Source organism: Enterocloster lavalensis (assembly GCF_046603895.1).
Lineage (GTDB): Bacteria > Bacillota > Clostridia > Lachnospirales > Lachnospiraceae > Enterocloster > Enterocloster lavalensis.
On record NZ_CP176637.1, the window covers coordinates 4,733,244 to 4,752,627 of the forward strand.

The following is a 19,384-nucleotide window of genomic DNA, read 5'->3' on the forward strand; positions in this document are numbered from 1 at the left end:
TAATATTTCCCTGCAAACCCTGTATTTCCCTGGAAAACAGGCTGTTTCCGGACAACCGCCTTCGGAGGGCCGGGGAAAAAGTTAAAAATTTCTCAAAAAAACAGTTGACATTCCACCTTAGGGGAGGCTCTATACTAAATGCATAGAAAAACATATGTCATATTTAAAAAGTTAGTGATATCGCTGATCAAAATGTTTTCTAACCTGCGCAGGCCAAACGCAAATCAACAATCGCAAATAAGAGACGACGGCTTTTTGTGCATGATGTCCGGCACGAGGGGCGGTTCGATGAAAAGGAGAAGAGATCATGAAGTATGACGCACTGGGAATGATTGAGACAAAGGGACTGGTTGGCTCCATAGAGGCGGCGGACGCCATGGTAAAAGCAGCCAACGTGACGCTGCTTGGCAAGGAGTTTATCGGCGGCGGCCTGGTCACTGTGATGGTGAGAGGCGACGTGGGAGCCGTGAAGGCGGCAACGGACGCGGGAGCAGCGGCTGCCGGGAGAGTGGGCGAGCTGGTGAGCGTCCATGTGATCCCCCGCCCCCACGCGGAGGTGGAGACCATTCTCCCCAAGACGAAAACGGCAGAACAGTGAGATAGGAGAGGCGATTTATGAACGGCGACGGAGCAGTAGTAAATGCAAAGGGGGCAATCCCCATGACTGCGGATGATAAAATGAAGCTGGTCGGCAAAAAATTCCGCGTGACCGGCATTACCACGGGCCTGATTTCCGGCCTGACCTACGGAATCTACACCACCCTGGTGCTGGTGGCGGGGTACTATGAGCCCCTGGCCAGCGCGGTGGGAATGTTGGCGGCGCCCTATGTTTGTTCCGGCTTAAACGACCTGTTCGCCGGAATCTGGCTGACCATCTACAACGCCAAATGCGGACGGCTTGGCGAGCTTGGGCGGAGCCTCAACACCTTCCCCGGGAAAATGATCGTGCTGGGCTCGCTGCTTGGCGGCCCCATCGCCAACGGCGCGTACCTGGTGGGTCTGGCAATGGCGGGAGCTTACGCCATTCCCATTTCCGCCACCTGCAGCCTGTTCGGAGCGATTTTCGCCTGGATTTTCCTGAAGCAGAAGCCCACGAAACGGGTGGTTGCGGGTATGATGATCTGCGTGGCCGGAGCCATTATCATCAACTGGGTGAAGCCGGAGGGCAGCCCCAATTTTACCCTGGGAATTATCTGCGCCCTGATCGCGGCGGTGAGCTGGGGCCTGGAGGGAATGCTCTCCAGCTACGGCGGAGCCATGATCGACACGGATGTGGCGGTGAACCTGCGGGAGCTGATCTCCGGCGTGGTGGACCTGGTGATCATCGTTCCTCTGGTGGGCGGCCTGGCGCTGCTGGGCGGCACCATGGCGGCGGGGCTTCCCCTTCTGTGGCTGGCTGCGGCAGGGCTGAACGCGGCGGTGTCCTTTGTCTGCTGGTATAAGAGCAATTCCACGGTGGGCTGCGCCATCGGAATGTCCCTCAACGTGACCTATGCCTTCTGGGGCGTGTTCTTCTGCGTACTGTTTTTGGGGCAGGCACTGACGCCCACCATTGTGATCGGTTCCGTGGTGATCGTGCTGGGCGCGATTCTGGTGACCATGAATCCGTTGGATTTGTTTAGGAAGGGAGAATAAGAACATGTTGTTACCTGCGAGAACGGCGGTGCTGAATTATCTTTATGGCGTGGAGAGCGCCGACGTGGCACAGATCATGGAGTCCTTAAAGCCCCAGTACGGCGGGGAGCGCCAGTTTACAAAGCAGCGCTACCTGGACCATGTGATGTCCTTGGAGGCCAACGGCCTGCTGACGTTAAAGAGCTACGAGCTGGACGCACAGGGGGATTTGTCCCTGCGCTATGCCATCAACGAGGACGGGAAAGCCGCGGTGGAGAAATACGTGCCCGCGAAATACCGCCAAAACAACTGACGGGAGGCATAAGAGATGAGATATTACGGCGAGGAAGCCCTTGGGCTGGTTGAGACGGTGGGTATGGTTCCCGCGCTGGAGGCGGCGGATAAAATGTTAAAGGCCGCAGACGTGGAGCTGGTTTCCTACGAGAACGTGGGATCCACCCTGGTCACCATCATGGTGAAGGGCGACGTGGCGGCGGTGCGCTCCTCCGTGGAGGCGGGCGCTGCGGCGGCTGCGGCCGTGGGAAAGCTGACGGCTAAGAACGTGATGCCCCGCCCCATCGGCGGCGTGGGCGATATCGTCTCGGTTCACGACATTGACGCGTAAATAGTTGAGAGAGGAAAACGAACATATGGAACAGTTTGATACAATCGGGCTGATCGAGACCTTCGGCCTGGTGTTTGTCCTGGAGGCCGCGGACGCCATGTGCAAGGCCGCGGACGTGGATCTGATCGGCTATGAGAACGTGGCCTCCGGCTATATTTCCGTGCTGGTGCGCGGAGACGTGGGAGCCTGCAAAACCGCGGTGGAGGCGGGCGTGAAGGCGGTGAAGGACATGGGAGCGGAGGTTTACAGTTCCGTGGTCATTCCCAGGCCCCATCCCGTGCTGGAGAAGATTATAAAACGCTATAGCCTGGATAACCTGCTGCCCCAGGCATAGGGCGGCTGCGGGAGACAGGAGGAGCCTATGAATTTTGTTGACAAGGATCTGCTCTCCGTGCAGGAGGCCAGAATCCTGATGGAGCGGGCGGCCCAGGCCAAAGAGGCCCTGGCGGCGTTTCCGCAGGAGAAGCTGGACCGGATCGCGGCCGCCATGCTGGAGGCGGCGAGGGAGCGGCTTTCCCAACTGGCCCGTCTGTCGGCGGAAGAGACCGGCTACGGGAACTGGCGGGATAAATACATAAAAGACCGCTTTGTCTGCGAGGCCCTTGAGACCCGGCTGGCCGGGCGGCGCTTCGTGGGCGTGCTGGAGGAGGACCCCGGAGCGGGTATCGCCCGGATCGGCGTGCCTCTTGGGGTGATTGTGGCCCCGACGCCTGCCTTTGGACCGGTGGCGGCTGTGATCAGCGCCGCGGTGCTGGCGGTGAAATCCGGCAACGCCATCGTATTTTCTCCCCATCCCAGGGCGGAGCGGACTACCCGGACGGCGGTGGAGATTCTGGCCCAGGCCGCCTTCGCGGCGGGACTACCCGAGGGAGCCATGGCCTGCCCGGATACCGCGGCCAGAGAAGGAGCGGCGCAGATGATGAGTCATCCGGCCGCGTCCCTGGTGCTGGCAACCGGCGCGCCGGAAATGCTGGAGGAGGCCAGAAGGTCCGGGAAACCGGTGATTTTCGGCGGAACCGGCCCCAGCCCGGTCTTTATCGAGCGGTCCGCGGATGTGAAGCAGGCGGCGGAGGACATTCTGTGCAGCCGGAGCTTTGACTGCGGGACAGCGGCTGCCTCGGAGCAGTATGTGGTGGTGGACGCCGCGGTCGCGGAGCAGGCAGAACGGGAGATGAACCGGCTGGGAGCCCACTTTATGAGCGGGGAAGAGGAGGAAATGCTGATCCGCCTGCTGTGCGGCGTTTCCGGGCATATTGATCCCGAGTATATGGGAAAAACGGCTATTTGGCTGGCGAAACGGGCGGGCTTTGGAGTGCCGGAGGGCACGCGGGTGCTGGTGTCACGGCAGAAATACGTGTCGGACCACAACCCTTACGCCGAAGCGATGAACTGTCCGGTGATGGTATTTTACATTGAACCGGACTGGACCATGGCCTGTGAGAAATGCATGGAGCTGCTGGCAAACGGCAGCCGGTGCCACACCCTGGCCATCCACTCCCGGGATGAGGCGGTGATCGGACAGTTCGCCGCGAAGAAACCGGTGGGACGGATTCTGGTGAACACGCCCGCCGTGTTCGGAGCCATGGGAGCCACCACCAACCTGTTTCCGGCCGTCCATCTGGGCGCGGCCAGCGCGGGGCTGGGGATCACGGCGGACAACGTCTCCCCCATGAACCTGGTGTACCTGCGGAGCGTGGCCCTCGGGGTGCGCAGAGCGCCGGTGGAGACGGGGAAATAGTTCGGGAGATTAGTGCGGGAAATTAGTGCGGGAGATTAGTGCGGGAGATTAATACGGAACATTAGTACGGAAGATTAGAACGGAAAATTAGTACGGAAAAATAGTACGGAAAATTAGTACGGAAAAATAGTACGGGAAATAGTACGGGAAATAGTACGGGCAATGAAATAAACGGCAGGGGGTGTCCCGGGGAACGGGCGCGGGCCCTGGCGGCTCCAAAATTAGCAGCAGATTAAATGAAGTGCTGATAAAACGGGGCGCTGATCGTTTTTCGCCTCCCGCCTTAGAAAATAAAAACAGAGAGAGGGGAACACATTGGATATTCGTGAATTTTCTAATAAGCTTGCGGAAGCCACAAAGAACATGTCTCCGCAGGAGCGGGCTTCGCTGATGAAGATGTTTGAAGCGGTCTCGGATGAGATCACCAAAAAGGAGGCCCCGGCGCAGGCGGTCTGCTGCCAGGAGGGAACGGACATTCCCGACGGGATGACGCCCAGGCTGAAGGCTTTAAAGGAGAACTATCTGACCCATAAACCCAGCATCACCACCTACCGGGCCAGGGCCATTACCAAGATTGCCAGGGAGAATCCGGGCATGCCCAAGATCATGCTGCGGGCAAAATGCTTCCGGTACTGCTGCGAGACCGCGCCCCTGGTGATCCAGGCGGGTGAGCTGATCGTTGGCGCGCCCTGCGGAGCGCCCAGAGCGGGTGCATTTTCCCCGGATATCGCCTGGAGATGGATGGAAGACGAGATCGACACCATCGGCAGCCGGCCCCAAGACCCCTTCTACATTTCCGAGGAAGACAAGAAAATCATGCGGGAGGAGCTGTTCCCCTTCTGGAAGGGTAAATCCGTGGACGAATACTGTGAGGATCAGTACCGGGAAGCGGGCGTTTGGGAGCTGTCCGGCGAGTCCTTCGTGTCCGACTGTTCCTACCACGCGTTAAACGGCGGTGGCGATTCCAACCCCGGCTACGACGTGATCCTGATGAAAAAGGGCATGCTGGACATCCAGCAGGAGGCCAGGGAGCATCTGGAGCAGCTGGATTATGAGAACCCCGATGATATCGAGAAGATTTACTTCTACAAATCCATCATCGACACCACCGAGGGCGTGATGATCTACGCCAGGCGCATGTCCGAGTACGCGGCAGAGCTTGCGGCAAAGGAGCAGAACCCCAGGCGGCGGGAGGAGCTTTTAAAGATTTCCCAGGTCAACGCCAGGGTGCCGGCCCACAAGCCGGAGACCTTCTGGGAGGCCATTCAGGCGGTCTGGACCATCGAGTCCCTGCTGGTGGTGGAGGAAAATCAGACCGGCATGTCCATCGGCCGCGTGGACCAGTACATGTACCCCTTCTACAAGGGCGACATCGAATCCGGGCGTCTGAACGACCGCCAGGCCTTCGAGCTGGCGGGCTGCATGCTGATCAAGATGTCTGAGATGATGTGGATCACCAGCGAGGGCGGTTCCAAGTTCTTCGCCGGCTACCAGCCCTTTGTGAATATGTGCGTGGGCGGCGTGACCCGGGACGGACGGGACGCCACCAACGAGCTGACCTACCTGCTGATGGACGCGGTGCGCCATGTGCGGATTTACCAGCCTTCACTGGCCTGCCGCATCCACAACAAGTCCCCGAAGAAGTATTTGAAAAAAATCGTGGACGTGGTGCGCTCCGGCATGGGCTTCCCGGCCTGCCACTTTGACGATGCCCATATTAAAATGATGCTGGCCAAGGGAGTTTCCATCGAGGACGCAAGGGACTACTGCCTGATGGGCTGCGTGGAACCCCAGAAGTCCGGCCGCCTCTACCAGTGGACCTCCACTTCCTATACCCAGTGGCCCATCTGCATCGAGCTGGCTTTGAATCACGGCGTTCCGCTGTGGTACGGCAAACAGGTCTGCCCAGACATGGGAGACCCGGACCGGTTTAAGACCTACGAGGAGTTCGAGGCGGCGGTTAAGGATGAGATCAAGTTCATTACCAAATGGACGGCCGTCGCCACGGTGATTTCCCAGCGGGTGCACAAGGAGCTGGCCCCCAAGCCTCTGATGTCCATTATGTACGAGGGCTGCATGGAGAAAGGCAGGGACGTGTCCGCGGGCGGAGCCATGTACAATTTCGGCCCCGGCGTGATCTGGTCTGGCCTGGCGACCTACGCGGACTCCATGGCAGCTATCAGAAAGCTGGTATTCGACGATAAGAAGTACACGTTGTCCCAGATCAACGAGGCGTTGAAGGCTGATTTTGTGGGCTTTGACCAGATACGAATCGACTGCCTGAACGCGCCAAAGTATGGAAATGACGACGATTACGCGGATTTGATCGCGGCGGACCTGGTGAATTTTACGGAGCATGAGCACCGCAAGTACAAGACGCTGTACTCCACGCTGAGCCATGGGACATTGTCCATTTCCAACAATACGCCTTTTGGACAGATGACAGGCGCTTCCGCCAACGGGCGCCACGCCTGGCTGCCGCTGTCAGACGGAATCAGTCCTACTCAGGGCGCGGACTTCAAGGGGCCCACGGCCATTATCAAGTCCGTTTCCAAGATGTCCAACGACAGCATGAACATCGGCATGGTTCACAACTTCAAGATCATGGCCGGTCTGCTGGACACGCCGGAGGGGGAGGAGAGCCTGATCACCCTGCTGCGCACCGCCTGCATGTTCGGAAACGGAGAGATGCAGTTCAACTACCTGGACAACAACACGTTGATCGAGGCCCAGAAGCACCCGGAGCAGTACCGGGATCTGATCGTCCGCGTGGCCGGATACAGCGCGTTCTTTGTAGAGCTGTGCAAGGATGTGCAGGATGAGATCATCAGCCGCACCATGCTGACGCATTTTTAAGGAGAAATGGAATGGAACAGGCAAACACGGGCGCGATTGAGCGCAAAGCGCTGATATTCAACGTGCAGAAATACAATATGTACGACGGCCCCGGAGTCCGCACCAATGTCTTTTTCAAGGGCTGCCCCCTGCGCTGCAAGTGGTGCGCCAACCCGGAAGGTCTGGAGCGGAAGATGCAGGTGATGTTTAAGAAAAGCGCCTGCATCGACTGCGGCGCCTGCGTGGCGGCCTGCCCGGAGGGGATACACGTCCTCTCCGGGGACACCGGGAAACACGTGGTTTTGCGGGATAAGACCTGTACGGGCTGCCGCAAATGCGTGGCCGTCTGCCCCCAGAATGCCCTGGAGATCACCGGGGAAATGAAAACGGTGTCCGAGCTTTTGAGGCTGGTGGAAGAGGACGCGGCCTTTTATGAGCTGTCCGGCGGCGGGGTGACCCTGACCGGCGGGGAGTGCACCTCCCAGCCCGAGGCCTGCAAGAATCTTTTGATGGCCTGCAGGCAGGAAGGGATTCACACGGCCATTGAGACCTGCGGACAGATCGGCACGGAAAAACTGCTGGAGATCGCCGGGTACGTGGATCTGTTTCTGTTCGACATCAAGCACATGGACCCGGAGCGGCACAACGAGCTGACCGGCATGAGTAACGAGCGGATTCTGCACAATCTGCGGGAGCTGCTGCGCCGCCGGTACAATGTGAAGGTGCGCATGCCTATGCTGAAGGGGATTAACGACAGCAGGGAGGAGATTGATATGGTAATTCAGTTCCTGCTGCCCTTCCGGGACGACGGGAATTTTAAGGGGATCGACCTGCTGCCTTATCATAAACTGGGGGTTAATAAATACGGACAGCTGGATATGGAATATCCGATTGCGGGGGACCCCAGTTTGAGCGGGGAGGATCTGGACCGGATTGAGGGCTGGCTGACGGAGTATGATTTCCCGGTGAGCGTGGTGCGGCATTGAGTGAGGGGAGGTGTGCGGGATGATGAGATCGGGGAGCGGGACGGAACCGGGAGCGCGGCGGAATTTTGGGCCGGGCAGCGGGGAGACACCGGTGCAGCCGGGGGAACCGGAAGCGCGGCGGAATTTTGGGCCGGGCGGCGGGGAGATGCTGGGGCAGCCGGGGGAACCGGCCCGGGCCCAGGGCGTGAGCCGGGTGATCGAGGAGTCCGTGCCGGGCAAACAGGTCACCATCGCCCATGTGATCGCTTCGCCGGTGCCGGACGTGTATGAATGCCTGGGAATCGACCCACTGGGAGCCATCGGCATCCTGACTCTGACCCCTTACGAGACCGCTATTATTGCGGCGGATGTGGCGGTGAAGGCCTCTGGCGTGCAGGTGGGATTCCTGGACCGGTTTACCGGCTCCGTGGTGGTCGCGGGCGATGTGGAGAGCGTGGAGACCGCGCTGCGGGCGGTCTGCGACTGTTTGGAGCGGGGGCTGGGATTTGCGGTGACGGGGATTACGCGGACGTGAGGGTGAGGCGGGATACGTGAAGAGGTACATTGTGACGCGGGAGCGGAACGTGTAGCGTGTGTGGATTGTGACGTGGAAGCGGAACATGTGGCGCGTATGGATTGTAACGCGGGAGCGTAATGAGCGGTGGACGCAGATTATGAGACGAGGGCGGAACCTGAGATGGAGATAGGATATGAGGCAGAAGCGGATTATGGTGATCGGGCCCAGAGGGGCTGGGAAGTCTGCGCTGGCGGAGTTGCTTGGGGAGACGAGAGTCCGCGCAGGACGGACACCTGTGATGGTGTACGGTGAGCGGACTATAGAGGCCCCGGGTGCGTATCTGGAATGCCCATGGATGCACTGCCACCTGATCGCGGCGGCCCAGGACGCCCTCTGCGTGATCATGATTGCGGACGCCGCCGGAAACAGGAGAAAACGGACCTATCCCCCGGGCTTCGCGGGCGTGTTCGGCCCGCCGGTGATCGGCGTGGTGACGAAGTGCGATCAGGACCCGGCGGCAGTTTCGAACTGCGAGGCGGAGCTTTTGCAGGCCGGAGTGCCGGGGCCGTTTTACCGGGTTGGACGCGGGGAAACGGACGCGGTGGAAGCACTGAGGCGCGCCGTGGCGGAGATTGAAGTGATATAGCCCAGGTTGCGCTAAGGAAAAATTGTGTGATATGGCGCAGATAACGTCTGGAAAATTGTATGACACGGCGCAGACAGCGCCAGCAAATAAAAATCAGTAGAAAGGAGGGACAGGACATGGAACAGTTTATTATGAACACACGGATTTACATGGGAGCAGGCTCCCTGGAGAAAATCCGCGACTTGGAAATTGAGCGGGCTTACATTATCTGTGATCCCTTCATGAAACAGTCGGGGAAAGCGGATCAGATCGCGGCCCTGCTTTCAGAGCGGGGGGCATGCTGGGAAATTTTTTCCGAGGTGGTGCCGGACCCGACCATCGGTGTGGTGACAAAGGGTATCGAAGGTATGTGCGCCTTCCGGCCGGACACGGTGATCGCCCTGGGCGGTGGTTCCGCCATCGACACGGCCAAGGCGGTCAGCCATCTGTACGCCGCTATGGACAAAGAGCAGCGGCCCCGGCTGGTGGCGGTGCCAACTACCAGCGGAACCGGCAGCGAGGTGACCTCATTTGCGGTTATTTCCGACCCGGAGGCCAAGGCGAAATATCCCCTGCGGGACGCCGCCATGGTGCCGGACGTGGCACTGCTGGACCCGGAATTGACGGCTACGGTGCCGCCACACATCACGGCGGACACCGGGATGGATGTGCTGACCCATGCGTTTGAGGCCTATGTGTCCACCGCGGCAGGCGATTTTACCGACGCCTGCGCGGAGAAGGCGATTCGTATGGCTTGGAAATATTTAGAATGCGCTGTGACGGACGGCGGCAACATGGAGGCCAGGGAACGGATGCACAACGCCTCCTGCCTTGCGGGAGTGGCGTTTAACGGCGCATCCCTTGGAATCTGCCACAGCATGGCCCACGCCCTGGGGGCGCGGTTTCACCTGGCTCACGGCAGAAGCAACGCGATTCTGCTACCTCATGTGATCGCCTGGAACGCCGGCCTGGAGACGGCGGGCGAGGAAGCGGCCCTTGGGCGCTATGTGGAGATCGCCCATATGCTGGGAATCTCGGCCGGGACGCCCAAGGCCACGGTTCACGGGCTGATCCGCCAGATTCGCAACCTGATGAAGCGAATCGGGATACCGGAACAGATCACGGAGCTGGGCGTTGAACGGGAAGAATTTTTGAGCGCGGTGGAAGATATGGCGGAAAAGGCCGCGGCGGACGCCTGCACGGACACCAACCCGCGCAGGCCGGAAAAAGCGGAATTTGAGGACATTTACAGAAGACTGTGCAAAGGGGGAACCCTATGAGATTTCTGACGGAGGAGGACCTGCGCCTTCTATATAGAAACTCTCCTTTTGCAGAATACCGCATAGAACCCGGCACCAGGTTGACGCCTGGCGGGCGGCAGTTTTTGAACGACCGGGGGGTTCGGATTTGTGGAGAATGCGAGGTTGCGGGGAGAGGCGGAATGGCAGGGAAGCCCGGAGTGGAAACGCCGGGAAATCCATCCGCAGCCCCCGCATCCGCTGCTACCCATACAGCCCCCGCTACTCCCCATGAACTCCTGGCCCTGCGCCGCGCCCAGTCCATTTTCCTGAACACCGGCGCCGAGCTGTTGGAACACAGCGTGGTAACAGCCGGGGAAGTTTTTGAACTGGAACGGCTCTTAGCCGCGGTAACAGCCGGGGATTTCACGCGGTTGCCTGAGTTTCCCGCCTGCACCGGCATAAGCGCGGAGAACGCCGGGGAGCTGTTGGAGGACTGTTTTGAGGTCACCGGTTTTCACGCCCAGTTGGAGGCGGGGAAGGAGATTGTCCGGCTTCATGAACTGCGGTGCGAGCTGCGCTGTCTGGAGGCAGAGCTCTCCGGGGGCAGGAAACGGGCAGTCCGAATCATTATAAACCGCCTGTCGCAGATGATCTGCCGGGCGCTTGGAGGAACGACATGTCAGAGGAAGGATTGATGTTTGAAGCCTGCGACCGGCTGGTCCGGGAGTTTGAGGTGGTGATCGAACGGCCGGTGAAGGAACCGTCCGCGGTTTACTACACCGGGGTGGACCTGGGGACGGCCTGTGTGGTGCTGGCCGTGCTGGATGAGCATTTCCGGCCGGTGGCCGGGGCTTTCCGGTACGCGGATGTGGTTCGGGACGGCATGGTGGTGGACTACATCGGAGCCATCCGCATCGTCCGGGAGCTGAAGGAGGAGCTGGAGGAAAAGCTGGGGACCGAGCTGATTTACGCGGCCGCGGCGATCCCGCCCGGCACCGACGGTCTGGACTCCGGTGCCATCAAGAACGTGGTTCAGGGGGCCGGGTTTGAGATCACGGCTTTGCCCGACGAGCCAACTGCCGCCAACGCGGTTTTGAACATTAAAAATGGCGCGGTGGTGGATATCGGCGGCGGCACCACAGGGATTTCCATTTTAAAGGACGGAAAGGTGGTCTATGTGGCGGATGAGCCTACGGGCGGAACCCATTTTTCCCTGGTGATCTCAGGAGCCTACAAGATGGAGTTTTCCAAGGCGGAGCGCTACAAGCGGGATGAGGCCAACCACGCGGAATTATTGCCGGTGCTAAAGCCGGTGATCGAGAAGGTGGCCTCCATCATCAGCCGCCATGTGGCCGGACGGGACGTGGACGGAATCTATCTGGTGGGCGGAACCTGCTGTTTGAATGGAATCGAGGATATTATCCAAAAAAAGACGGGCATTCCCACTTACAAGCCAAAAAATCCCATGTTTGTCACGCCTTTGGGGATTGCAAGGACTTGTACTCAGAATGCCTGGGAATAGAGGAAGGTGTCTATGGAATACCGAATCATTAAATCGCCGACCCAGGGGACTTTGGATATTCTAACCCGCAGAAAGGGCTCCGGCGCAGGCCGGGAAATCGGTCCGGTGGACGCGGTGGGCCTCGTTCAGGGGCGCATGATTGAAATGGTCTGTGCCGCGGACGTGGCGGAAAAAGCGGTGGGCGTCACCGTGGAGGACATCCGGGGAAATTGCCCACAGAATATGATTCTGCTGGCAATTTTCGGGGACACGGCCTCCGTGGAAGCGGCGATGGATGAAATCCGCAGAAGGGAAAAGGAGGGACGGGAAGAATGGTAACGGCCAGGCTGATTGACAATATCTGGGCCACCCGCAAGGCAGAGGCGCTAAACGGCAGCAAGCTTATGCTGGCGGAGGTGATCGGGGGAACCCGGTCCGGGGAACGGATGGTGGTGGTGGATACCATCAGCGCCGGAATCGGCGACCGGGTGATCATTACCATGGGGTCCTCCGCCCGGCGGATGCTGGGAGACGACGGTATTCCGGTGGACGCGGTGGTAGTTGGCATTATCGACGAGGATTGCGCCTTTGATTCGCAGTAGGCGGTTCTCGGGAGAGGAAGTGAAGTTATGAAAAAACTGGTTTGCGCCAAGGATATAGAGGCGCTTAGGGCGAGAGGGGAAACGGTCTGTTATGTGGACGGCGACACCATCGTCACCCCGTCGGCAAGGGACGCGGCGGAGGAGCGGGGGATTGCTTTTTCCGAACAGACGCCGGTGAGCGGCACGGCAGGCGCAGCGGCCCCCGGTGCGCAGGAGATTGACGCCGGTCAGGTGTACCAGGTGCTGAAGGCGCTGATGGAGCGGGGATTGTTGGAGGATATTTTCAAGCCCTTCGAGTCCGAGCGCCACGGAAACGGGCTCAAGGTGGTCCGGGGCGGTTCGGTGAAAATGGATGTGTTTGAGACCGGAACGCCCGGTGCGAAAGCATTTTTCCAGGAACTGGTAAATAAAGAGGAATCCCATATCAGCGCAGGTTTTCTGGTGATCAACCACTCGGAGTTTCCGTGGGAGCTGACCTACGAGGAGATCGATTACGTGATCGAGGGTACTTTGACGGTGACCATCGACGGGAAGAAATATACGGCCCACGCGGGCGACGTGCTGTTCGTCCCCTCAGGCTCAAAGGTGATCTGGGGATCGCCGGATAAGGCGCGGATTTTCTACGCCACCTACCCGGCCAACTGGGCGGATTTGACGTAGGAGGTAGAAAATGCAGGCACTGGGAATGATTGAAACCAAAGGAACCCTGGCCGCTGTGGAAGCAGCGGACGCCATGCTGAAGGCGGCGGATGTGGCGCTTCTCGAAAAGACGAAGGTGGGCGGCGGCCTGGTGACCGTCACTGTGACCGGGGGTGTGGCTGCTGTGACGGCCGCGGTAGACGCGGGGGCCGCAGCGGTGGAGCGGCTGGGCTCAGACTGCCTGCGCACCAGACATGTGATTCCGAGGCCTCATGGGGAGTTGGAAGGGATGTTTGGAGGCGGAACGCCGGGGGACGGCGGGCCGGGAGACGATGGACCGGGAAATGGCGGGCCGGAGGACGATGGGTTGGGAAATGAAGGGCCGAAGGATGATAGGCCGGGAAATGACGGGCCGAAGTACGATGGTCCGGGAAATGACATGCCGAAGGGCGGTCCGGGAAATGACAGGCTGGAGTACGATGGTCCGGGAAATGACGTGCCGGAGTACGATGGTCCGGGAAATGAAGGGCCGAAGGACGATAGGCCGGGAAATGACGTGCCGGAGGCCAGTAGACCAGAAGATAACGGGCCAGTTGGCCACACCTCGGAAGTTCCACAACCAGATACCGACGCTCAGGAGCCCGCTATCCTGCCGGTAAACGAAAGCAGCGAATCGGAAATCAATGACACTATAACCCCGCTACCCGCCTCAGCCTCAGCCACCCCCCTACACCGGCCATCACTCGACCTACTGGTAAAAACCTCAGGAACGGAGCAGGCCATAAAAGCCCTGGTCAACTTGAAAGCAACCCAACTGCGGGCCCTGGCCCGGGAGTACCCGGAGTTTGCCATAGCGGGCCAGTCGATTTCAAAGGCCGGAAAAACCCAGCTGCTGCGGCAACTGGAAGCTTTTTACAAAGCACAGAGCGGAAAACAGGTTCATAAAAAGGAGAAATAACAATGGAAAATTTTGATTATGATTTGCGCTCCATCCAGGAGGCCAGGGAGCTGGCCAGGAAGGGTGAGGCGGCGGCCAAAAAGATGGCCGGATACACTGAGGAGCAGATCGACCGCATTTTAAAGAGTATGGTAAAGGCAGCAGAGGAGCACGCGGCCTGCCTGGCGGAGATGGCGGTGGAAGAGACGGGCTTCGGCAAGGCCCTTGATAAGACCTACAAGAACCATGCGGCGGCCACACTGCTGTACAATGACATTAAGGACATGAAAACCGTTGGCATCATCGACGAGGACAAAGTTCGGGGCACCCTGGACGTGGCCCATCCGGCCGGTCTGGTGATGGGAATCGTCCCCTCCACCAATCCCACCTCCACAGTGATCTACAAATCCATGATCGCCGTCAAGGCGGGCAACGCCATCGTATTTTCTCCCCATCCCTCCGCGGCTAAATGCACCCTGAAAGCGGCTGAGGTGATGCGGGACGCCGCTCTGGCGGCCGGAGCCCCCGCAGGCGTGATCAGCTGCATCACCATGCCCACCATGGGTGCGACCAACGAGCTCATGCACTGCAAGGAAGTCTCCGTGATCATCGCCACCGGCGGCCCGGGCATGGTAAAGGCAGCCTACAGCGCCGGAAAGCCCGCCATCGGCGTGGGCGCGGGCAACTCCCCGGCCTACATAGAGCGGACCGCGGACGTTAAGAAGGCGGTAGCTGCCATTATCGCCAGCAAGACCTTCGACTACGGCACTATCTGCGCCTCCGAACAGTCCATCATCTGTGAGGAGTGCAATCACGACGAGGTGGTGGCGGAGCTGAAAAAGCAGGGCGGCTATTTTATGACCCGGGAAGAGACGGAGAAGGTCTGCAAACTCCTGTTCAAAAACGGCCACAGCATGAACGCCAAATTTGTGGGCCGTAGCCCCCAGGTGATCGCCAAAAGCGCCGGGATCACCATCCCGGAAGGGACCAAGGTGCTGATCGGCGAGCAGGACGGCGTGGGCGACGGTTTCCCCCTGTCCTATGAGAAACTGACCACCGTGCTGGCATTTTATACGGTAAAAGACTGGGAGGAGGCCTGCAAGTTGAGCATCGACCTGCTCCAGAACGGAATCGGCCACACCATGAGCCTGCACACCAATGACCGGGAAATGGTTCTGCGGTTCGCATCCAAGCCCGCCTCCCGGATTCTGGTCAACACCGGCGGCAGCATGGGTGGAACCGGAATCAGCACGGGCCTAAACGTGGCCTTCACCCTGGGCTGCGGAACCTGCGGCGGCAGCTCCGTGTCCGAAAATGTAAGCCCGCTGCACCTGATCAACATCAAGAAGGTGGCCTACGGTTTGAAGGACTGCACCATGCTTCTGGCGGACGACGCCACCTTCCGCCACCCACAGCAGACCGGCGGTCAGACAATGAAGGTCTGCGGCCCTTGCCGCGGCGCTTCCGTGAGCCCCGCCGACCTTGTGGCTTCCTTCGAGCAGCGCAGGAACACCGGAGCCGCGGACAGCGCCAAGGCTTGCAGCCAGCCGGTTTCCGGCTCCTGCGATGAGGAGAAGCTGGCGGCCCTGGTGCGGGAACTGATCACCAACATGAAAAACCAGAACGCGTAGGAGGATGGAAATGGATCAGTACGAAGCAGTGATGAAGCTTTTGATGGAAATGGTCAAAAGCGAACCGGAGAAACATGGGGCCGGTCAGGACGATGGCGCGATCCCGGTGGGCGTTTCCAACCGCCACGTACATTTGTCCCAGGGCGACCTGGACGCGCTCTTCGGAGCAGGGTACGAGCTGACGAAAATGAAAGACTTGTCCCAGCCCGGCCAGTACGCCTGCAAGGAGACCGTGACGGTCTGCGGGCCCAAGGGGGCCATCGAGAAGGTGCGCATCCTGGGGCCGGTCCGTGGGAAAACCCAGGTGGAGATTCTGGCAGGGGATTGCTTTAAGCTGGGCGTCAAAGCGCCTGCCAGGCTGTCCGGGGACTTGGACGGCACCCCGGGGGTCACGCTGGTGGGGCCAAAGGGCTCGGTGCAGACAAAGAGCGGTCTGATGGCGGCCCAGCGCCACATCCACATGCTGCCCGAAGATGCGGCCCGGTTCGGAGTTCACGACGGGCAGAACGTGAGCCTGGAGGTGGACGGACTGCGGGGCGGAATCCTGAAAAACACCATTGTGCGGGTAACTCCAAACTCCGGCCTGGAATGCCACATCGACACGGAGGAGGCCAACGCCATGGGCCTGGACGGCTCCTCACGGGTGAAAATCATCCGGTAACGATCATTTTACATTAAAAATACCCGCGGACACCGGGCGCGCCCCGCTGATTCGCGGCGTCAAACAAATTAAATCAGCAGGAGGAATCAAAAATGAAGTATGATGCATTAGGAATGATTGAAACAAAAGGTCTGATCGGTTCTATCGAGGCGGCCGACGCCATGGTAAAGGCGGCCAACGTCACCCTGGTAGGCAAGGAATTCGTGGGCGGCGGCTTGGTGACCGTGATGGTCAGAGGCGACGTGGGCGCTGTAAAGGCCGCCACCGACGCGGGCGCTGCGGCTGCTCAGAGAGTGGGAGAGCTGGTGTCCGTCCATGTGATTCCGCGCCCCCACGCCGAGGTGGAGACCATTCTGCCGGCGGTGAAGGAAGCGTAAGGAAGTTTAGTTTGAATGTAATGGGCTGCTGGCGCAGCCTGCAGGCGATTGCTAGAAAAAGATAAAATCAGACATAGGAAATCTCCTTCTTTTTGTTTCGTAAGATTTGATTGTGGTGATTAAATTTTTACATCAGAAAGGAAGGGGATTCCTTGTATTTTGGGCGTTTAATTAAGTAACAATGGAATAGACGCTGCATCCTGACTATGGTTAAATGAGGCTATGCAATATAACGGTGGGAGGTAGTGAGAGAATGGAATTAACCAGTGGCGATTTGTTAGCAATTTATCGGCTAATGGATGTTAAGTTAAGCTCAGCTTTACAGCCAATTAAGGATGATATCCGCGTTATTAAGCTGGACATCGTAAATGATATCAAACCGCAAATTCAGCGATTGACTGAACGGGTAAGCCTGGAAACTGCGGACCAAACTACAGAAACTCAACCGTTCCCATATTGACAGAACCCGTCCCGCCACGTAAACTGGTAGAAGATGGTTTGCGCAGGCCGCGTCGCGACAGGCGTGAATGATCGATATGGATGGGGGAACGGATCAATATGACGACAAATCTAATCATTGGAAATAGTATTTCTTTCGTGGCCGCCCTTTTTATGGCGGCCAGTTGCTGTGTCAACGACCGGCACAGGGTATTTCTGCTCCAGGCGGTGGAGTGCGCGCTTTTGTGCGTGGCCTCCATATTTTTCGGGTCCTGGTCCGGAATCACTACGCTGGCGCTCTCCGCGACCAGGAATTACCTGGTGTCTAAGGACAAATTCAACCAGAACCTGATGGTCCTGTTTCTGGTATTGGTGGTAGTATTCGGAGTCTGGGCCAACAACAGGGGCATGATCGGACTGATTCCGGTGGTCGCCACCGTAGAGTACACGATTTGCTGCCACTACGTCAAAGAGATCAAGGCGGTCAAATGCAGCATTTTTGTGAACACCTTCCTCTGGGTATTCTACTCCTTTGCCATTATGGACTTTTCCACCGGCTTCACGGACGCTACCGTGCTGATCATCGACGCGGTGTCGCTGGCGCGGCTGCGGGCGGGGGAAAAGAAGCAGGCGGCGGAAGAGTAGAGGGTGGAGAAATACAAGGGCGCGACTTTGGCGCAAGCCGTCCAAGCACTGTATTTGGCAGTCCGAGATGTAAGCAGCTGTACAATGTTTAAGCGGACAAAGAATCATGCTGATAGCGGGCAGGAATGAGGTGTCGGATAATGAAAATAACCGATTTTATTGGTGAAGCTACCGAGTATGACAAGAAGGAAATGCTGGAAGAACGCAAACCCAGAAGCTGGTTGAAGAGCGTGAGCGCTTTTGCAAACGGTATTGGTGGAGCTTTGATTTTCGGTGTGTCCGATGATGGGTCCCTTGTCGGCCTTTTGGATGCACGGGGAATATCCGAAAAAATCAGCGAAATCATTAAGACGAAAATGGACCCTATTCCACAAGTGGTCATGGAAAATCATACCGAGGACCAAAAAGACTTTATTATCTTGAAAGTTCTGCCTGGACAGGAAACACCGTATTACTACGTTGCAGACGGAAATCATGTTGCCTATGCCCGTATTGGTAATGAAAGCGTTCCCGCAGATGCCGCAGCTTTAAAGCGGCTTGTTCTGCGGGGCGCGAATATGACATATGATAGCGTTGTTTCCTCTTTTATGCTTCAGGATTTTTCTTTTACCAAATTGCGTTCTGTCTATCGCATGAGAACAGGGGCAGAGCTGACAGCTTCAGACTTTATTTCGTTTGAGCTGGCAGACGAAAGCGGAAAATTAACCAATGCAGGAGCCTTGTTAGCGGATGAATCTCCGATGCGGCATTCTCGTCTGTTCTGTACACGCTGGTACGGATTGGATAAGGCCTCCGGCGTAATGGAAGCGTTAGATGATAAGGAATACAGCGGATCGCTTGTGTCTCTCCTGCAAAACGGTATAGAGTTCGTAAAGAACAACACAAAAAAGCGTTGGAAAAAGACAGGCACGGGCAGAGTGGAAATGCCGGAATATCCTGAACAGGCAGTACATGAAGCGCTTGTTAATGCACTGATCCACCGCGACTATATGGAAATCGGCAGCGAGGTTCATATTGATATTTTCGATGACCGCATGGAGATATATTCTCCCGGCGGAATGTTCGATGGTTCTATCGTACAAAATCTTGACACCGATCATGTGGCCTCCAAGCGCCGTAATCCTGTAATCGCTGATATTTTCAGCCGTATGCATTTCATGGAGCGCCGGGGCAGCGGTTTCAGAAAAATCAAGGCTGATTATCGCCGTGCTATGAACTATCGCGACGAAATAGAGCCGCTGTTCAGATCTACACCTACATCATTTTTTGTCACACTTTATAATTTGAATTATAGTGTCCCGATTGAAAAAACAGGTCTTGCAGACAAAAAACAGGTCTTTATCGATGAAAAAACAGATCTTCAAGAGAAAAAACAGGCTTTTGAAGTAATGGTGGCAGATCTTAATGTCAGCGCTCCAACGAAAGAAAACATTATGAAAATGTTTCAGCATTTCGGCTTTGATACTGTTTTTGCCAGAGCTGATGTTATGAAAGCAACAGGGCTTACGGCTACGCCTGCAACAGAGCTGATGCGAAAACTGAAAAACAGAGAAATGATTGAGCGGGTAAAGGGAAGAGGAAAATACAGATTCTCTGAGCAGCAGGTCTAATCGCTGGAATCACATCTGTCCATATCGCCTTTTTCTGGGTATTCTACTCCTTTGCCATCATGGACTTTTCCACCGGCTTCACGGACGCCACGGTGCTGATCATCGACGCAGTGTCGCTGGCGCGGCTGCGGGCGGGGGAGAAGAAGCAGGCGGCGGAAGAGTAGAGACATCCCCACGGGCGTC

At 57.8% G+C, this 19,384-nt stretch carries 23 protein-coding genes; all 23 read left to right on the top strand.

Annotated elements, in window-relative coordinates; translation table 11 throughout:
* The first annotated feature begins 307 nt into the window (after positions 1–307).
* The 23 genes from eutM (ACK2JC_RS21175) (at position 308) to ACK2JC_RS21285 (ending at position 19,201) form a co-directional block, all read left to right on the top strand.
* Positions 308–598, top strand: coding sequence for an ethanolamine utilization microcompartment protein EutM (eutM, locus tag ACK2JC_RS21175; RefSeq protein ID WP_007715249.1), 291 nt, complete (start codon positions 308–310; stop codon positions 596–598).
* 17 nt (positions 599–615) lie between these two features.
* Positions 616–1,635, top strand: a complete 1,020-nt coding sequence (locus ACK2JC_RS21180) for a DMT family transporter (protein ID WP_092366340.1) — start codon at positions 616–618, stop codon at positions 1,633–1,635.
* A gap of 4 nt (positions 1,636–1,639) precedes the next feature.
* Entirely contained in the window at positions 1,640–1,927 is a 288-nt protein-coding gene (locus tag ACK2JC_RS21185) for a hypothetical protein (RefSeq protein WP_092366337.1), read from the top strand.
* A gap of 15 nt (positions 1,928–1,942) precedes the next feature.
* On the top strand, positions 1,943–2,239 hold the full coding sequence (locus ACK2JC_RS21190) for a BMC domain-containing protein (protein ID WP_320936211.1): 297 nt from the start codon (positions 1,943–1,945) through the stop codon (positions 2,237–2,239).
* Between the two features lie 25 nt (positions 2,240–2,264).
* On the top strand, positions 2,265–2,573 hold the full coding sequence (locus ACK2JC_RS21195) for a BMC domain-containing protein (protein WP_092366331.1): 309 nt from the start codon (positions 2,265–2,267) through the stop codon (positions 2,571–2,573).
* Between the two features lie 27 nt (positions 2,574–2,600).
* Positions 2,601–3,977, top strand: a complete 1,377-nt coding sequence (locus ACK2JC_RS21200; RefSeq protein ID WP_320936210.1) for an aldehyde dehydrogenase family protein — start codon at positions 2,601–2,603, stop codon at positions 3,975–3,977.
* A gap of 390 nt (positions 3,978–4,367) precedes the next feature.
* Positions 4,368–6,833: a choline trimethylamine-lyase gene (gene cutC, locus ACK2JC_RS21205; protein ID WP_331681194.1), complete on the top strand. Its 2,466-nt coding sequence runs from the start codon at positions 4,368–4,370 to the stop codon at positions 6,831–6,833.
* A gap of 11 nt (positions 6,834–6,844) precedes the next feature.
* Positions 6,845–7,798 (top strand): choline TMA-lyase-activating enzyme, encoded by a 954-nt coding sequence (cutD, locus tag ACK2JC_RS21210; protein WP_320936208.1) that lies wholly within the window; start codon positions 6,845–6,847, stop codon positions 7,796–7,798.
* Positions 7,799–7,943: 145 nt separating this feature from the next.
* Entirely contained in the window at positions 7,944–8,312 is a 369-nt protein-coding gene (locus tag ACK2JC_RS21215; RefSeq protein WP_320936227.1) for a BMC domain-containing protein, read from the top strand.
* A gap of 175 nt (positions 8,313–8,487) precedes the next feature.
* Entirely contained in the window at positions 8,488–8,940 is a 453-nt protein-coding gene (locus tag ACK2JC_RS21220) for a EutP/PduV family microcompartment system protein (protein ID WP_320936207.1), read from the top strand.
* 116 nt (positions 8,941–9,056) lie between these two features.
* On the top strand, positions 9,057–10,199 hold the full coding sequence (locus ACK2JC_RS21225) for a 1-propanol dehydrogenase PduQ (protein ID WP_320936206.1): 1,143 nt from the start codon (positions 9,057–9,059) through the stop codon (positions 10,197–10,199).
* Entirely contained in the window at positions 10,196–10,855 is a 660-nt protein-coding gene (locus ACK2JC_RS21230; protein ID WP_320936205.1) for a hypothetical protein, read from the top strand. Before ACK2JC_RS21225 ends, ACK2JC_RS21230 begins: the two co-directional genes overlap by 4 nt.
* Complete coding sequence (gene eutJ, locus ACK2JC_RS21235; protein WP_320936204.1) at positions 10,837–11,682, top strand: ethanolamine utilization protein EutJ; 846 nt, start codon at positions 10,837–10,839, stop codon at positions 11,680–11,682. The genes ACK2JC_RS21230 and eutJ overlap by 19 nt, the downstream gene beginning before the upstream one ends.
* A gap of 12 nt (positions 11,683–11,694) precedes the next feature.
* Positions 11,695–12,000: a BMC domain-containing protein gene (locus ACK2JC_RS21240; RefSeq protein ID WP_320936203.1), complete on the top strand. Its 306-nt coding sequence runs from the start codon at positions 11,695–11,697 to the stop codon at positions 11,998–12,000.
* Positions 11,994–12,263, top strand: coding sequence for a EutN/CcmL family microcompartment protein (locus ACK2JC_RS21245; RefSeq protein WP_007715232.1), 270 nt, complete (start codon positions 11,994–11,996; stop codon positions 12,261–12,263). The genes ACK2JC_RS21240 and ACK2JC_RS21245 overlap by 7 nt, the downstream gene beginning before the upstream one ends.
* A gap of 27 nt (positions 12,264–12,290) precedes the next feature.
* The gene (locus ACK2JC_RS21250; protein WP_320936202.1) at positions 12,291–12,923 is read left to right on the top strand and encodes a cupin domain-containing protein; all 633 of its coding nucleotides are present in this window, start codon (positions 12,291–12,293) and stop codon (positions 12,921–12,923) included.
* Positions 12,924–12,933: 10 nt separating this feature from the next.
* Positions 12,934–13,860: a BMC domain-containing protein gene (locus ACK2JC_RS21255; RefSeq protein ID WP_320936201.1), complete on the top strand. Its 927-nt coding sequence runs from the start codon at positions 12,934–12,936 to the stop codon at positions 13,858–13,860.
* Positions 13,861–13,862: 2 nt separating this feature from the next.
* Positions 13,863–15,470, top strand: a complete 1,608-nt coding sequence (locus ACK2JC_RS21260; RefSeq protein WP_368271183.1) for an acetaldehyde dehydrogenase (acetylating) — start codon at positions 13,863–13,865, stop codon at positions 15,468–15,470.
* A 10-nt stretch (positions 15,471–15,480) separates the two neighbouring features.
* Positions 15,481–16,131: a phosphate propanoyltransferase gene (locus ACK2JC_RS21265; protein ID WP_320938384.1), complete on the top strand. Its 651-nt coding sequence runs from the start codon at positions 15,481–15,483 to the stop codon at positions 16,129–16,131.
* 92 nt (positions 16,132–16,223) lie between these two features.
* The gene (gene eutM, locus ACK2JC_RS21270; protein WP_007715227.1) at positions 16,224–16,508 is read left to right on the top strand and encodes an ethanolamine utilization microcompartment protein EutM; all 285 of its coding nucleotides are present in this window, start codon (positions 16,224–16,226) and stop codon (positions 16,506–16,508) included.
* Between the two features lie 253 nt (positions 16,509–16,761).
* Positions 16,762–16,968: a hypothetical protein gene (locus tag ACK2JC_RS21275; RefSeq protein ID WP_092366291.1), complete on the top strand. Its 207-nt coding sequence runs from the start codon at positions 16,762–16,764 to the stop codon at positions 16,966–16,968.
* A gap of 98 nt (positions 16,969–17,066) precedes the next feature.
* On the top strand, positions 17,067–17,591 hold the full coding sequence (locus ACK2JC_RS21280; RefSeq protein ID WP_320938385.1) for a YgjV family protein: 525 nt from the start codon (positions 17,067–17,069) through the stop codon (positions 17,589–17,591).
* Positions 17,592–17,731: 140 nt separating this feature from the next.
* Complete coding sequence (locus tag ACK2JC_RS21285) at positions 17,732–19,201, top strand: ATP-binding protein (RefSeq protein ID WP_368271182.1); 1,470 nt, start codon at positions 17,732–17,734, stop codon at positions 19,199–19,201.
* Positions 19,202–19,384 lie beyond the last annotated feature (183 nt).